Origin of the sequence: Telmatospirillum sp. J64-1, from assembly GCF_006980715.1 — a bacterium.
Taxonomy (GTDB): Bacteria; Pseudomonadota; Alphaproteobacteria; order Rhodospirillales; family Magnetospirillaceae; genus Oleiliquidispirillum; species Oleiliquidispirillum nitrogeniifigens.
The window spans coordinates 1-15252 of record NZ_SBHN01000011.1 but is presented as its reverse complement, the minus strand read 5'-3'; the positions used below and the strand labels follow the sequence as shown (position 1 = coordinate 15252).

Sequence of the window (15252 nt, the reverse complement as noted above, 5' to 3'; positions counted from 1 at the left end):
TACTATTGAATCACAGAGACTTCAGAAAGGCTTCGATATCGGCCGGCGTGTTCAGCGCCTGGGCCGTCATCTCCTTATCGATACGCTTGGCGAGGCCGGTCAGCACCTTGCCCGCGCCCGCTTCCACCAAATTCGTCACGCCCAGATCCTTCATCGCGAGCACGCATTCGCGCCAGCGCACGGTCCCGGTCACCTGGGCGACGAGCAGGCGGCGGATCTCATCGGGCTCCTGCACCGGCGAGGCGGTCACATTGGCCATCACCGGCACCACCGGCGCCTTCATGGCGACCTGGGCCAGGGCTTCCTGCATGACCCGCGCGGCGGGCTCCATCAATCCGCAATGGAAGGGGGCGGAGACGGGCAGCAGCACCGACCGCTTGGCGCCGCGCTCGGCGGCCAGGGCGATGGCACGCTCGACGGCGGCCTTGTGGCCCGACACCACCACCTGACCCGGCGCGTTGTCGTTGGCGGCCTGGCAGATGTCGTTGGCGCTCGAAGCGGCCTCGGCCACTTCCTGCGCGGCATCCAGATCCAGGCCCAGCAACGCGGCCATGGCGCCCTCGCCCACCGGCACGGCCTTCTGCATGGCTTGACCGCGGGTCTTCAGCAAGCGGGCGGCATCGGCGATGGTGAAGGTACCGGCGGCAGCCAGGGCGGAATATTCGCCCAGGGAATGACCGGCCACATAGGCCACCTGCGCGCCCAGGTCGAAACCGCCCTCGCTTTCCAACACGCGGATCACCGCCATGCTGACCGCCATCAGCGCGGGCTGGGCGTTCTCGGTCAGGGTCAGCTCGCCTTCGGGGCCTTCGAACATCAGGCGCGAGAGTTTCTGCCCCAGCGCATCGTCCACCTCTTCGTAGACATGGCGGGCGGCGGCGAAGGCTTCGGCCAGATCACGGCCCATGCCGATTGCCTGCGAGCCCTGGCCGGGAAAGACGAACGCGCGAGTCATCGGGACATCCCCCTAAAAACGGAAACAGAAATGCAAAAAGGGCTCAAGGAATAGCCGGTGCCGCCGCCCTGTCAAGCAGCTTGACAGAAACGGCCCACCCATGCTTGCGCGGGGGCCGAATTCATGTATAGTGCGCCCCTTTCCAGCTCCTTGCCGGCATGGGGCCGGCTATGCCTGTGGTTTCGTGGCTGAAACCCGCGGGAAGAGAGAAGCCATAAGGAGTCCATTGATATGGCACTATACGAATGCGTGTTCATCGCACGCCAGGACATTTCCACCCCGCAGGTGGAAACCCTGTCCGATGAAATGGCCAACGTGCTCACCGAGCGCGGCGGCAACGTCACCAAGCGGGAATACTGGGGCCTGCGCAACCTGGCCTACCGGATGAAGAAGAACCGCAAGGGTCACTACGTCCTGTTCAACATCGACGCGCCTTCCGAAGCCGTGAAGGAAATGGAGCGCCAGATGAGCCTGAACGAAGACGTCCTGCGTTTCCTGACCATCCGCGTCGAGGCCCTCGAAGAAGGCCCCTCGGCCATGATGCAGAGCAAGAACCAGCGCGACGAACGTCCGCGCCGCGACGGCGATGACCGTCCGCGCCGTGACGACGACCGTCCGCGTGGTCGCCGCCAGTACTCTGAAGGAGCCGAAGCATGAAGTCCCCCGCCCGTCGTCCCTTCTTCCGCCGCCGCAAGACCTGCCCGTTCTCGGGCGCCAATGCTCCGGTGATCGACCACAAGGACATCAAGCTGCTTCAGCGTTTCATTTCCGAACGCGGCAAGATCGTCCCCAGCCGCATCACGGCGGTTTCGGCCAAGAAGCAGCGCGCCCTGGCCCAGGCCATCAAGCGCGCCCGTTTCCTGGGCCTGCTGCCCTACGTGGTGAAGTAAGGCAAGACGGATCACGGATGACCGCCCGGCCCGAGGCCGGGTTTCATCCAATCCAGGACGCCCCATGACACGGTTTTACGGCCTATCGCTGGCTGCCGGCCTGTTGAGTGCACTGCTCTTCATGACGGTCGTCGGCAATGTCGCCCTAGGTCCTTTGCTGACCTATCTGGCACCCCTTCCCCTGATGGCAGTCGGACTGTCCTTGGGGACGACGGCGAGTCTCATCGCCGCCGGCGTCGGGATTGCCGGGTCGGCCCTGGCCACGAGCGGCATCCTGGCCCCGGTCTATGCGATTGGTGCGGCCCTGCCCGCCGTCATCATCGTCCGCCAGGCCCTGCTGGGCCGGCCGACGCAAGATGGCGGAACGGAATGGTATCCGCCCGGCCTCATCCTGGGCTGGCTGTCGGCGGTGGCGGCGATTCTGCTGCTGATCGGCGCGGCCATGGCCCCGGCGCATGACGAGGGGCTGCGGGGCGCGGTGCATGACCTGCTGACGCAGGCGCTGTCGGCGATGGCGGCTGACGTTCCGGAAGGCATGCGCACGCAGGTCGTTGAATTGTGGACGCCGTTGTTCCCCGCTCTGGTCGGCATTGCTTGGCTGGTCGGGGCGGCGGTGAACGGCGCGATGGCGCAGGCATTGCTGGTCCGTTCGGGCCATGCGATCCGGACCTCGCCGGTCTGGTCCGAAGAACTGGACCTGCCGGACTGGGTGGCCGGAGCCCTGGTGGTGACGGCAATCGCCTCGCTGCTGACCGGGGGCACGCTGGGCTATCTGGCGGGGAATTTGGCGGTGCTGTTCGCAGCCCCCTATGTCTTCGTCGGCCTGGCCGTGGTCCACCGGGCGGTGCGGAGCAAGCCGAACGCCAAGCTGCTGCTGGCGCTGTTCTATGTGGTGTTCATTGTGGCGTCCGGCTGGATGGTCTTCGTGATCGCCGGACTTGGTTTGATTAGGCATTGGGCGAGGCTGCGCCGGCGGTATGCCGGAGGCAGCGGTCAGGAGGAAAAGTAATGGAAGTCATTCTGCTCGAGAGGATCGAGAAGCTCGGTCAGATGGGCGACGTGGTCAAGGTCAAGCCCGGCTACGCCCGCAACTATCTGCTGCCGAAGCATAAGGCGCTCCGCGCCAACAAGGCCAACATGGCCGTGTTCGAAGCGCAGCGCGCGCAACTGGAAGCCGCCAACCTGAAGCGTCGTGAAGAAGCTCAGGCCGTGGCCGACAAGATGGCGGGCCTGAACGTCCTGGTCGTGCGCCAGGCCGGCGAAGGCGGCCAGCTCTATGGTTCCGTCTCGGCCCGCGATCTGGCCGACGTGATCAAGGAAGCCGGCTTCACCGTCGAACGCAACCAGGTCAACCTGGAACTGCCGATCAAGAGCCTGGGCCAGTACCAGGTTCGCGTTTCCCTGCACCCGGAAGTGGCCGTGACCGTGTCCGTCACCGTCGCCCGTTCGCAGCAGGAAGCCGAGCGTCAGGCTCAGGCCGCCCAGGAAGAAGCCGAAGCTGAAGCGGCCGAAGCCGCCGCAGCTGAAGCCGAAGCCGAAGCCGGCGAGACCGAAACCGAGGTCGAGGCCGAAGACGCCGAATAAGGCGCCTTCCCTCCCCAAGGCCGCGTCGAGGGACGTGCCCGCCAGGGCGCGTCCCTTTCGCACATTTGGTGTATATTACTTTCGTCTAGATCAACCAGATACTGGACAACCCCCCGCGCCCCCCTATCTATTGGCGAAGGCATTTTCTATCTGACGGTAAAAATGCATGCGCCCGAGTTGTGCTTGAGGACGCTTCGTCCCGCCGCCCTATGGCCCCGGCCCTCAAGCATCAGAGCGTTTCCAGCCTATCGGAAAAGCCTCTAGGGAAAGGAGCGGAAGATGCTCTTGCAGCGCTTACTCGACAGACTCGTCCGTCTCGGCGACTTGACCGTGATTGACTCCAAGGGCAGGACCTATCGCCGCAGCGGCCTTCCCTCCCCTGATTTCGTTCCCTGCGTCATCCGGCTGCACGATCCGAGCCTTTCCTGGAAGCTGGCCCTGCATCCCAACCTCGCCTTCGGCGAAGCCTATATGAACGGCACGCTGACCATCGAGGAAGGCGGCCTCTACAATTGCCTTGCCCTGCTGACCGAGAATATCCAGCAGGCTGGCCTAGGCTGCGGGATCGGGTTCGTCGAACGCCTGGCGATGCTGGGGCGGCGCTTGCAGCATTACAATCCCGTCAGACGGTCGCGGGCCAATGTCGCCCATCACTACGACCTGTCCTCCTCCCTTTACGACCTCTTCCTCGACGCCGACCGGCAATATTCCTGCGCCTATTTCCCGGCGCCCGGCACCTCGCTGGAAGAGGCCCAGGCCGCCAAGAAGCGCCATCTGGCGGCGAAGCTCATGCTGAAGCCCGGCCAGAAGGTGCTCGACATCGGTTCGGGATGGGGCGGCCTGGCCCTGACGCTGGCCCGGATGAACGATGTCGACGTCACCGGCATCACCCTGTCCGAGGAACAGCTCAAGATGGCGACCGATCGCGTCTCGCAGGCGCATTTCGAGAGCCAGGTGCGCTTCCGCCTGGAGGATTACCGCCAGCACCAGGGGCGCTACGACCGTATCGTCTCGGTCGGCATGTTCGAGCATGTCGGCACCCTGCATTACCGGGAATATTTCTCGAAGATCCGCGACCTGCTGGCCGAGGACGGCGTCGCCGTGATCCATTCCATCGGCCGTGCCGACGGCCCCGGCCAGACCAATGCCTGGATCAGGAAATACATCTTCCCCGGCGGCTACATCCCGGCCCTGTCCGAGGTCTTCCCCGCCATCGAACGCAGCGGGCTGATCGTCACCGACGTGGAGATCCTGCGCCTGCACTACGCCGACACCCTGAAGGAATGGGCGCGGCGCTTCCAGGCCAACCGCAGCCGCGCCGCCGAAATCTACGACGAACGCTTCTGCCGGATGTGGGAATTCTATCTGGCCGGATGCGAGGCCACGTTCCGCCATGGCCTGATGATGGTCTTCCAGATCCAGCTTTCCCGGCGGATCGACACCGTGCCGCTCACCCGCGACTACATCTATGAATTCGAGCGGGTCCACAAAGCCGCGACGGTTCCGCAACTGGATACTGCGGGGCAGAAATAAAAAATCCCGATGCGAAACGGGGCTGCCTTCTGCTAACCTCCGGCCATGCCTACCTCCATGGTCTCGCCTCCGGGCGCGGAAGAGCATTCCGCCACCACCTTCCGCACTCCGCCTCACAATTACGAGGCGGAGCAGGCGCTTCTCGGCGCCATCCTGGTCAACAACCGGACCTATGAGAAGGTCTCGGAATTCCTGCGTCCCGAGCATTTCGCCGACCCGGCTCATGCGCGGATCTTCGATGCCTGCGGCAAGCTGATCAATCGCGGCCAGATCGCCAATCCGGTGACGCTGAAGACCATCCTGGAACAGGACCAGGCGCTGGCCGAGATCGGCGGCACCCACTATCTGGCGCAGCTGGCCGGATCGGTGGTGACGATCATCAATGCCGAGGATTACGGGCGCCTGATCTTCGACCTGCATCTGCGGCGCGAATTGATCGACCTGGGCGAGGAACTGGTGAACGACGCCTTCCAAGGCGACGTGGACACGAGCGCCCTCGACCAGATCAGCCAGGCCGAGGCCAAGCTCTATGAACTGGGCACCACCGGCCAGATCGAAGGCGGCTTCCAGGACTTCAAGACCGCCGTCATCAACGCCGTGCACATGGCCGAGGCCGCGCACAAGCGCGCCGGACAGCTTTCGGGCGTGCCCACCGGCCTGCGCGACCTCGACAAGAAGCTGGGCGGCCTGCACCCTTCCGACTTGCTGATCCTCGCCGGGCGCCCGTCGATGGGTAAGACGGCCCTGGCCACCAACATCGCCTTCAACGCCGCCAAGCGCTATCGCGAGGAGGTGGACGCCCTGGGCAACCGCAAGGCCGCCGACGGCGCCGTGGTGGCTTTCTTCTCGCTGGAAATGTCGGCGGAACAGCTGGCCACCCGTATCCTGTCGGAACAGGCCGAAGTGCAGTCGCACAAGATCCGCCAGGGCGAGATGTCCAATGAGGAATTCCAGCGCCTGGTCCTCGCCGCCCAGGAATTGCACGCGCTGAAGCTCTATATCGACGACACGCCGGCCCTGTCGATTTCCGCCGTCCGCACCCGCTGCCGACGCCTCAAGCGCCAGAACGGCCTGGGCCTGGTCGTGGTCGACTACCTGCAGCTTCTGCGCGGTTCCTCGACCCGCTCGGAAAACCGTGTGCAGGAAGTCTCTGAGATCACCCGCGGCTTGAAGGCCCTGGCGAAGGAACTGGACGTGCCGGTGATCGCCCTGTCCCAGTTGTCCCGTTCGGTGGAATCGCGCGAGGACAAGCGGCCCCAGCTTTCCGACCTTCGTGAATCGGGCTCGATCGAACAGGACGCCGATATCGTCATGTTCGTCTTCCGCGAGCAGTATTATCTCGAACGCGCCGAACCCGCGCGCCGTCCCGACGAGAGCGACGACAAGTTCAACGACCGCTACGCGGCCTGGCAGAAGCGCTGCGAGGAGGTGTGGAATACCGGCGAAGTGATCGTCGCCAAGCAGCGTCACGGCCCCGTCGGCACGGTCCGGCTGTTCTTCAACGGCGATTACACCAAGTTCGGCGATCTCGCCGAAGACCGCTACGTCAGCTCGGACAGCTACGAGTGACCCCCGACCTGCCCGCCGCCCGCGCCAGCGCCCTGCTCACCATCGATGTGGGGGCCGTGGCCGCGAACTGGCGGCAATTGCGCGACCGCCTGGGCCCCGGGAAGGAATGCGCAGGCGTGGTCAAGGCCGACGCCTACGGGCTGGGCATCGCCGCCATCGCCCCGGCCCTGGCGCAAGCGGGCTGCCGTCACTTCGTCGTCGCCATCATCGACGAAGGAATCACCCTGCGGAAACTGCTGCCCGAGGCCGAGATCATCGTCCTCGGCGGCCCCTGGCCGGGCTGCGAGGAAGATTTCGCCGAGCACCGCCTGATCCCGGTCCTCAACTCCCCCGAACAGATCGCCGCCTGGCGCGCCCTCTGCGCCCGCCGGGGGCCCTTGTCCGCCGTCCTTCACCTGGATACCGGCATGGCCCGGCTGGGCCTGACGCCCGCCGAGCGCGATGCCCTGCGGCCCGAGGACCTGAAAAACATCCCGCTGGCCCTGGTCATGAGCCATCTCGCCTGCGCCGACGAAGCGGGCAACGAGATGAACGCCCGCCAATTGGCCGAGTTCCGCGAAGGCTTGGCCCGGCTGCAAAAGCTCTTAGGCCGCCCCCTCCGCGCCAGCTTCGCCAATTCCTCGGGGATATTCCTCGGCCCCGACTATCATTTCGACCTGGGGCGGCCCGGCGTCGCTCTTTATGGCGTCAATCCCTGCCCCGGCTCCGCCAATCCCATGGCCCCGGTGGTGCGGCTGCAGGGGCGGATCATCCAGGTCCGTGACGTTGACAGCCCCCAGACCGTTGGCTATGGTGCCACCCATCGCGTAACCCGAAGGTCCAGGATCGCAACCGTGGCGGTAGGCTATGCCGACGGCTATCTCCGCTATCTGGGCAACAAGGGTTGTGCTTCCATTGGAGGGTTCCGCGTGCCTGTGGTGGGACGGGTCAGCATGGATTTGATCACCTTGGACGTGACCGACATTCCCTCTCCCCTCGCCCATGCCGGCGCATTTGCAGACCTGATCGGGCCGGATCACGATGTCGACGCTCTCGCAACAGAAGCCGGCACCATCGGCTACGAAATCCTCACCAGCCTCGGAAACCGCTACCACCGGCGCTATGTCGTCGGGACTCCTTAGCAGGATGCAGTTCCTCGCTGCGGTTGGCCGCATCTTCATCGCCTTCCTGTCCCATGCCGGTAGACTGGCGGTCTTCACCGCCATCGCCGTGTCGCATTGTTTCCGGCCGCCTTTCTATCCCCGGCTGATCCTGCGGCAGATGATCGACATCGGCTATTATTCGCTGCCGGTGGTGGGGCTGACCGCGATCTTCACCGGCATGGTGCTGGTACTGCAAAGCCATTCCGGCTTCGCCCGTTTCTCGGCCGAGGGCGCCGTCGCCTTCGTCGTGGTGCTGTCGATCACCCGCGAACTCGCGCCAGTCCTGGCGGGGCTGATGGTGGCCGGTCGCATCGGCGCCGCCATGGCCGCCGAGATCGGCACCATGCGCGTGACCGAACAGATTGACGCCCTGGTGACCCTGTCCACCAATCCCTACAAATACCTGATTGCGCCCCGCCTGATCGCTGGCCTTCTGATGCTGCCCTGCCTGGTCCTGGTCGGCGACATCATCGGCGTCTTCGGCGGCTATGTGGTCGCCACCTTCAAGCTGGGCTTCAACCCTGCCGGCTATCTGCGTTCCACCTGGCAGGCGCTGGAGGTCATGGACGTGGTCTCGGGCCTGGTCAAGGCGGGGGTCTTCGGCTTCATCATCTCGCTGATGGGCTGCTATAACGGCTATCACTCCCGTGGCGGCGCCCAGGGCGTGGGGGCCGCGACCACGGCGGCGGTGGTGTCGTCGTCGATCCTGATCCTGGTCTTCAACTACGTCATCACCGAGCTGTTCTTCGCCCAATGAACCAGATCCCCAAATCCGCGCCCGCCAAGATCGAGCTGAACGATCTGCACAAGTCCTTCGGCCCCAAGACGGTGCTGAACGGCGTGACGCTGGACGTGGCGCGCGGGGAATCCGTGGTGATCATCGGCGGTTCCGGCACCGGCAAGTCGGTGATGCTGAAATGCATCCTGGGGCTGATGCGCCCCGACCGCGGTTCGATCCGCATCGACGGCGAGGAAACCGTCGGCATGGGGCAGCGCGACCGCGAACGCGTCCTGCGCAAGTTCGGCATGCTGTTCCAGGGCGCGGCCCTGTTCGACAGCCTGCCGGTCTGGGAGAATGTCGCCTTCGGCCTGATCCAGGGCCAGAAGATGAAGCGCAACGAGGCCAAGGAGCGCGCCATCGAGAAAATGGCCCAGGTGGGCTTGTCTGCCGATGTCGCCGCTCTATTTCCGTCCGAGCTATCGGGGGGGATGCAGAAGCGCGTCGGCCTTGCCCGCGCCATCGCCACCGAGCCGGAAATCATCTTTTTCGACGAACCGACCACCGGCCTCGACCCCATCATGGCCGATGTCATCAACGACCTGATCGTGAAATGCGTGAAGGATCTGGGCGCGACGGCCATTTCCATCACCCACGACATGGCCTCGGCCCGCAAGATCGCCGACCGTGTGGCGATGCTTTACAAGGGCGAGCTGATCTGGGTCGGTCCGGTGTCCCAGATCGACAATTCCGGCAATGCCTATGTGGACCAGTTCATCCACGGCCGCGCCGAAGGACCGATCCGCATGGAAATCCGCCGGTAGAAAGCTGGGAAGGGGCTGAAAGGCCCCTTCCTCATCATATGAAGGGCTCTTGATGGCGAAGGTTTCGACCCGCTATGTCTGTCAGGAATGCGGCGCCGACTATCCGAAATGGATCGGCAAATGCGAAGCCTGCGGCGCCTGGAACAGCATCGTCGAGGAACAGCCGCGCGAGGCGACGCCCAAGGGCCTGAGCGGCAAGTCGGGACGTCGCATCCAGTTCGTCGGCCTGAAGGGCGAAGCCAAGCCGCCGCCCCGGCGCATCATCGGCATCGAGGAATTCGACCGTGTCTGCGGCGGCGGGCTGGTGCCCGGTTCCGCCCTGCTGGTCGGCGGCGATCCCGGCATCGGCAAGTCCACCCTGCTGCTGCAGGCCGTCGCCCGCCTGGCCAGCCATTGCCGCTGCGTCTACATCTCGGGCGAAGAAGCGGTGGACCAAGTCCGCATGCGCGCCCAGCGCCTGGACCTGGCGGATGCCACGGTGCAGCTGGCCTCGGCCACCTCGCTGCGCGACATCATCGCCTCGCTCGATGCCGACACGCCCGACGTGGTGGTCATCGACTCCATCCAGACCATGTACATGGACAGCCTGGATTCCGCGCCGGGCACGGTGGCCCAGGTGCGCGCCTGCGCCCTGGAGCTGATCCGCCACGCCAAGCGCCAGGGCTATACCCTGTTCCTGGTCGGCCATGTCACCAAGGAAGGCCAGATCGCCGGTCCCCGCGTGCTCGAGCACATGGTCGACACCGTGCTCTATTTCGAGGGCGAGCGCGGCCACCAGTTCCGCATCCTGCGCAGCGTCAAGAACCGCTTCGGCGCCACCGACGAGATCGGCGTCTTCGAGATGACCGATGCCGGTCTGCAGGAAGTGGTCAATCCCTCCGCCCTGTTCCTGGCCGAACGGCGCGGCAACGTCTCGGGCTCCTGCGTCTTTGCCGGCATGGAGGGCACCCGTCCGGTGCTGGTGGAGATCCAGGCCCTGGTCGCCGAATCCAGCCTCTCCACCCCGCGCCGGGCGGTGGTCGGATGGGACAGCAGCCGCCTTGCCATGATCATGGCGGTGCTCGACGCCCGCTGCGGCCTTGCCTTGAGCGGCAATGACGTTTATTTGAACGTCGCCGGCGGGTTGCGGATTTCGGAACCCGCCGCCGACTTGGCCGTGGCAGCGGCCCTGGTCTCGTCCATCACCGATATTCCCGTCACCGCCGATATGGTGGTCTTCGGCGAAATCGGCCTATCGGGAGAAGTACGCGCCGTGGCGCAATCGGATACCAGGCTGAAGGAAGCCGCCAAATTGGGCTTCGCCCAGGCCCTGGTGCCTGCCCGCCGCCGCAAGGACCGCAAGCCCGTGGCGCCCGCCGTCTCGCCGAGCATCCGCCAGATCGGCCATGTCCAGGATCTGGTGGCGATGTTCAGGCCGCTCGAAGGCAGCCCATCCGCCTCCAGGAACGGAAAGGCCAGCGGGGATAAAAGCTGAATGTATGCCGTCGACGTCATCGTTATCGCCGTCCTGATCCTGTCCGGCCTCTTCGCCTTCATGCGCGGCTTCGTGCATGAAGTCCTGGCGATAACTGCCTGGGTCGGCGCCGCCTTCGCCGCCCTCTACGGATTGCCGCTGGCGCGCCCCATCGCCCATCAATACATCCCCACCGCCTGGGCCGCCGACCTGGCCGCCGGGGCGGTCCTGTTCCTGGTGACCCTGCTGATCCTGTCGATCCTGACGAAGACCATCTCGAAACAGGTCCGGGACAGCGCACTAAATAGTGTAGACCGTTCGCTCGGCTTTGTTTTCGGCCTTATAAGGGGTGCACTGCTTGCCTCTTTGGCCTATATGTTGGCGCTCTGGCTGGTCGACCCCAGCGAACATCCCCGCTGGCTGGCCGATGCCAAATCGCGGCCCTTGATGGCGCAAGGGGCCGGGATGATCCAGGCCATGCTGCCCAGCGAATACAACATGGGCGAGACCCAGGCGCGACGGGCCGCCGACCAGACGCGCGAAGCCCTGGAACTGAAGCGCGCCTATGACAACTTGGCTAATCCGCAGCCCCGGCAGGCAAACCCGACGCCCGCCCCCGAGCAGCAGACGCCCAGCTATGGCGCGTCCGAAAGGCGGGACATGGACCGCCTGTTCCAAAGCAACCAGTGACCAGAGTTCTCACATGACCCAGGAGCCGGCTCAGGCAATGCTGACCACGAACCCCTTCGATGACGACAAGATGCGTGAAGAATGCGGCGTCTTCGGCATCTTCGGCCATCACGACTCCGCGGCCCATGCGGCGCTCGGTCTGCATGCCCTGCAGCATCGCGGCCAGGAAGCCGCCGGCATCGTGTCCTGCGACGGCGAGCATTTCCACAATCATCGCGGCCTGGGCCATGTGGCTGATAATTTCGGCACCGAAAGCGTCATCAAGCGGCTGAAGGGCAGCATGGCGATCGGCCATGTGCGCTACTCCACCAGCGGCGAGACCATGCTGCGCAACGTGCAGCCGCTGTTCGGCGATTTCGAGTTCGGCGGGCTGGCCATCGCTCATAACGGCAACCTGACCAACGCCGTGACCCTGCGCAAGAGCCTGGTCCGCCGGGGCTGCCTGTTCCAGTCCACCACCGATACCGAAACCATCATCCACCTGATCGCCATCAGCCTCTATTCCACCGTGGAAGACCGGCTGATCGACGCCCTGCGCCAAGTCGAGGGCGCCTATTCGCTGGTCGCCATGACCAAGGACATGGTGCTGGGCGTGCGCGACCCGCTGGGCATCCGCCCGCTGGTGCTGGGCAAGCTGGGCGAAAGCTGGATCATGGCCTCGGAATCGGTCGCGCTGGACATCATCGGCGCCGATTTCGTGCGCGATGTCGAGCCGGGCGAGATGGTCATCCTGACCAAGGAAGGCGTGCGCAGCGTCAAGCCCTTCCCGCCCCAGAAGCGCCGCTTCTGCATCTTCGAATACATCTACTTCGCCCGCCCCGACAGCGTCGCTGATGGCACCAGCGTCTATGAGGTGCGCAAGCGCATCGGCGCCGAACTGGCCCGCGAAAGCGCCGTCGAGGCCGATGTGGTGATCCCGGTGCCCGATTCGGGCGTTCCCGCCGCCCTGGGCTATGCCGGCGAGGCGGGCATTCCCTTCGAGCTGGGCATCATCCGCAATCATTACGTCGGCCGCACCTTCATCCAGCCGACCGACAACATCCGTCATCTGGGCGTGAAGCTGAAGCACAACGCCAACCGCGCCTATGTCGCGGGCAAGCGCGTGATCCTGGTGGACGATTCCATCGTCCGCGGCACCACGTCCAAGCGCATCGTCGAAATGGTCCGCGCCGCCGGGGCGACGGAAGTGCATATGCGCATTTCCAGCCCCCCGACGGTCAATCCCTGCTTCTACGGCATCGATACGCCGGAACAGAACAAGCTGCTGGCCGCCGCCTACGACACCGAAGGCATGGCCAAACTGATCGGCGTCGACTCGCTGGCCTTCATCTCCATCGACGGCCTGTACCGCGCCGTGGGGCGCGAGGAAGGCCGCGATCCCGCCGATCCGCAATTCTGCGATGCCTGCTTCACCGGCGAATATCCGGTGCGCCTGACCGATCAGGAAGAAGGCAACAGCAAGGCCGCCGTTACCGTCATGACCGCTGGAGGAAACTGAAAGAATGAGCGGACGTCTTGAAGGCCGCGTGGCCCTGATCACCGGTGCCTCGCGCGGCATCGGTGCCGCCGTGGCCCGCCGCTTCTCCGCCGAGGGCGCTGAAGTCATCCTCGTCGCCCGCACCCAGGCCGCGCTGGAAGAAGTGGACGATCAGATCCGCGGCGACGGCGGCAAGGCGATCCTGGCGCCGCTGGACCTGACCGATTACGACAAGCTGGACCAGATGGCCGGCGGCGTGTTCCAGCGCTTCGGCCGCCTGGACATCCTGGTCGGCAATGCCGCCCAGCTGGGCGGGCTCAGCCCCGTGGGACATTACAAGCCCAGCCTGTTCGAAAAGGTCATGAACCTGAACGTCACGGCCAATTACCGCCTGATCCGCGCCTTCGACCCGCTGCTGCGCCAGTCCGAAGCGGGCCGGGCCATCTTCGTCACCTCCAGCGTCGCAACCAACAACCAGCCCTATTGGGGCGCCTATGCCGCCAGCAAGGCGGCGCTGGAAGCCATGGTCCGCTGCTATGCCGGGGAAATGGCCAAGACCAATGTGCGCGCCAATTTGATCGACCCCGGCCGCGTCCGCACCCGTATGCGCGCCGAGGCCTTCCCCGGGGAAAAACCCGAGAGCCTGCCAAGTGCGGAAAGCGTGACCGACAGCTTCGTGCAGCTGGCCGAAGCCACCTATCAGGGCAATGGAGAGACGCTCCGCGCCTATACCTAAAGTCTGCACACTTATTGGTTGAACAGTAGGCAGGCAGCGGTTTTCGTTGAAACCGCTGCCTTTATTCTATTCCTTACGTCCAGGCACCCTATCTTTCGATCTAATTCCGTCGCCATTGGACAGGGTGCTAACCTCCTCTTCACGTAAATAAGCCATAGATGGCATCAACGACAAAGTGAAGGAGGCGCGCAGAATGCGCGCCTTGGGAGGACGACTAGATGAGAGTGCGTATTTCGACCAGAATCTATCTGGTCATGGCAGTGCTTGTGGCTGCCGTGGCGGCTGTCAGCGGCTTCGGCTATTGGGGCATGACCACCTATTCCGCCAAGGTCGAGGAAATGAAGAATGCCTCGTCCCGCGCCTTCATCGGCGAGCGGATCAACAGCCTGGTCAATCTTATCGGACTGAATTCCCGGGGCATGTACACGGCCCCCGATGCCGCCGGCACCGAGCGCTTCTCCAAGCCGATGCTCCAGGACCTGAATACCATGGAGGCCCTGCTTGCGGAATGGACGAGCCTCGTCCCGGAATCCGAGCGCCACACCATGGCTGAAGTGCAGAACCAGGCGAACACTTTCATCCAGTTCCGTCACGAAATGATCCGCGCCGGCCGCGAGGAAGGCCCGCAGGCGGCGCAGCGCCTGGGCGACAACGACGCCAACCGTGCCGCCCGGCAGCGCTTCAACGATGAACTCCAGACCCTGGCGGAAAACAACAGCGCGAAGATCAACCAACTGACGGTGGAGCTGGAAGAGTTCCATTCCTCGGTGATGCTGGGAATGCAGCTGGTCGGCGTCCTGGCCGTGCTGACGGGCATCCTGCTATCCGCGCTGGTCGTCCGCCGCTACGTCGTCTCTCCGCTGCAAGGCCTGACCGATGCCATGACCGCCCTGGCCGCAGGCAACCTGCAGCAGACCGTCCCGGCGGCGGATCAGAAGGATGAAGTGGGCGACATGGCCCGCGCCGTGGTCATCTTCAAGGACGCCCTGCTTGAAACCGAGCGCCTGAAGCAGGAACAGGAGCAGATGAAGCAGCGGGCCGAGGCGGAGAAGCGCCAAGCCATGGAAGCCCTGGCCAAGGAGTTCGAAAGCCGCATGAAGGCCGTGGTCGGCAGCGTCTCCTCGGCCTCGACCGAACTGCATGCCACCGCGCAATCCATGTCGGGCGTCGCCGACCGCGCCAGCCAACAGGCCACCGCCGTCGCCGCCGCCTCGGAGCAGGCGGCCGCCAATGTGCAGACCGTCGCCTCGGCCGCCGAGGAACTGTCTTCGACGATTGCCGAGATCAGCCAGCAGGTCTCCCGCTCGGCCGATATCTCCCAAGGCGCCGTCTCCCAGGCCGCCGAGGTCAACGAACAGGTCCTCAGCCTCGCCACCGCCGCCCAGCGCATCGGCGAGGTGGTCAGCCTGATCACCGACATCGCCAGCCAGACCAACCTGCTGGCGCTGAACGCCACCATCGAGGCCGCCCGCGCGGGCGAGGCCGGAAAGGGCTTCGCGGTGGTCGCCAACGAGGTGAAGTCGCTGGCCAACCAGACCTCCAAGGCGACCGAGGACATTGCCGCGCAGATCCGCGCCGTGCAGGACGCCACCGATCAGGCCGTCAGCTCCATCCAGGCGATTACCGGCACGATTCAGAACATCAGCGAAATCTCGGCGACCGTCGCTTCCGCCGTCGAGGA

The 15252-nt window shown here is 64.8% G+C and carries 15 protein-coding genes; 14 read left to right on the top strand and 1 reads right to left on the bottom strand.

Annotated features, from left to right (window positions below; translation table 11 throughout):
• Positions 1–10 precede the first annotated feature (10 nt).
• Positions 11–955: an ACP S-malonyltransferase gene (fabD, locus tag EPD66_RS11740; protein WP_142848706.1), complete on the bottom strand. Its 945-nt coding sequence runs from the start codon at positions 953–955 to the stop codon at positions 11–13.
• Positions 956–1186: 231 nt separating this feature from the next.
• On the opposite strand from fabD, the gene rpsF reads away from it, so the two are divergent.
• The 14 genes from rpsF to EPD66_RS11670 all read left to right on the top strand — a co-directional run.
• Complete coding sequence (rpsF, locus tag EPD66_RS11735) at positions 1187–1612, top strand: 30S ribosomal protein S6 (RefSeq protein ID WP_142848705.1); 426 nt, start codon at positions 1187–1189, stop codon at positions 1610–1612.
• Positions 1609–1845 carry a 30S ribosomal protein S18 gene (gene rpsR / locus EPD66_RS11730; RefSeq protein WP_142848704.1) on the top strand — a complete coding sequence of 79 codons (237 nt, stop codon included), beginning with the start codon at positions 1609–1611 and terminating at the stop codon, positions 1843–1845. The genes rpsF and rpsR overlap by 4 nt, the downstream gene beginning before the upstream one ends.
• 64 nt (positions 1846–1909) lie before the next feature.
• The gene (locus EPD66_RS11725) at positions 1910–2854 is read left to right on the top strand and encodes a DUF2232 domain-containing protein (protein ID WP_142848703.1); all 945 of its coding nucleotides are present in this window, start codon (positions 1910–1912) and stop codon (positions 2852–2854) included.
• Positions 2854–3429, top strand: coding sequence for a 50S ribosomal protein L9 (gene rplI, locus EPD66_RS11720; protein ID WP_142848702.1), 576 nt, complete (start codon positions 2854–2856; stop codon positions 3427–3429). Before EPD66_RS11725 ends, rplI begins: the two co-directional genes overlap by 1 nt.
• Positions 3430–3708: 279 nt before the next feature.
• The gene (locus EPD66_RS11715; RefSeq protein WP_142848701.1) at positions 3709–4962 is read left to right on the top strand and encodes a cyclopropane-fatty-acyl-phospholipid synthase family protein; all 1254 of its coding nucleotides are present in this window, start codon (positions 3709–3711) and stop codon (positions 4960–4962) included.
• 57 nt (positions 4963–5019) lie between these two features.
• On the top strand, positions 5020–6531 hold the full coding sequence (locus tag EPD66_RS11710) for a replicative DNA helicase (protein WP_142848700.1): 1512 nt from the start codon (positions 5020–5022) through the stop codon (positions 6529–6531).
• Positions 6528–7652 carry an alanine racemase gene (alr, locus tag EPD66_RS11705; RefSeq protein WP_142848699.1) on the top strand — a complete coding sequence of 375 codons (1125 nt, stop codon included), beginning with the start codon at positions 6528–6530 and terminating at the stop codon, positions 7650–7652. Before EPD66_RS11710 ends, alr begins: the two co-directional genes overlap by 4 nt.
• Before the next feature lie 4 nt (positions 7653–7656).
• Positions 7657–8430 (top strand): ABC transporter permease, encoded by a 774-nt coding sequence (locus EPD66_RS11700; RefSeq protein ID WP_142848698.1) that lies wholly within the window; start codon positions 7657–7659, stop codon positions 8428–8430.
• Complete coding sequence (locus EPD66_RS11695; protein WP_142848697.1) at positions 8427–9215, top strand: ABC transporter ATP-binding protein; 789 nt, start codon at positions 8427–8429, stop codon at positions 9213–9215. Before EPD66_RS11700 ends, EPD66_RS11695 begins: the two co-directional genes overlap by 4 nt.
• A gap of 52 nt (positions 9216–9267) precedes the next feature.
• A complete protein-coding gene (gene radA / locus EPD66_RS11690; protein WP_142848696.1) occupies positions 9268–10689 on the top strand; it encodes a DNA repair protein RadA in 1422 nt (473 codons plus the stop codon).
• Positions 10690–11358, top strand: a complete 669-nt coding sequence (locus EPD66_RS11685; RefSeq protein WP_142848695.1) for a CvpA family protein — start codon at positions 10690–10692, stop codon at positions 11356–11358. It abuts the gene before it with no gap.
• Between the two features lie 37 nt (positions 11359–11395).
• Positions 11396–12856 carry an amidophosphoribosyltransferase gene (gene purF / locus EPD66_RS11680; protein WP_142848694.1) on the top strand — a complete coding sequence of 487 codons (1461 nt, stop codon included), beginning with the start codon at positions 11396–11398 and terminating at the stop codon, positions 12854–12856.
• Positions 12857–12860: 4 nt separating this feature from the next.
• Positions 12861–13571, top strand: a complete 711-nt coding sequence (locus EPD66_RS11675; protein ID WP_142848693.1) for an SDR family NAD(P)-dependent oxidoreductase — start codon at positions 12861–12863, stop codon at positions 13569–13571.
• Between the two features lie 218 nt (positions 13572–13789).
• Positions 13790–15252, top strand: a 1463-nt coding sequence (locus EPD66_RS11670; protein WP_142848692.1) for a methyl-accepting chemotaxis protein, incomplete at its 3' end; no start/stop codon positions are given.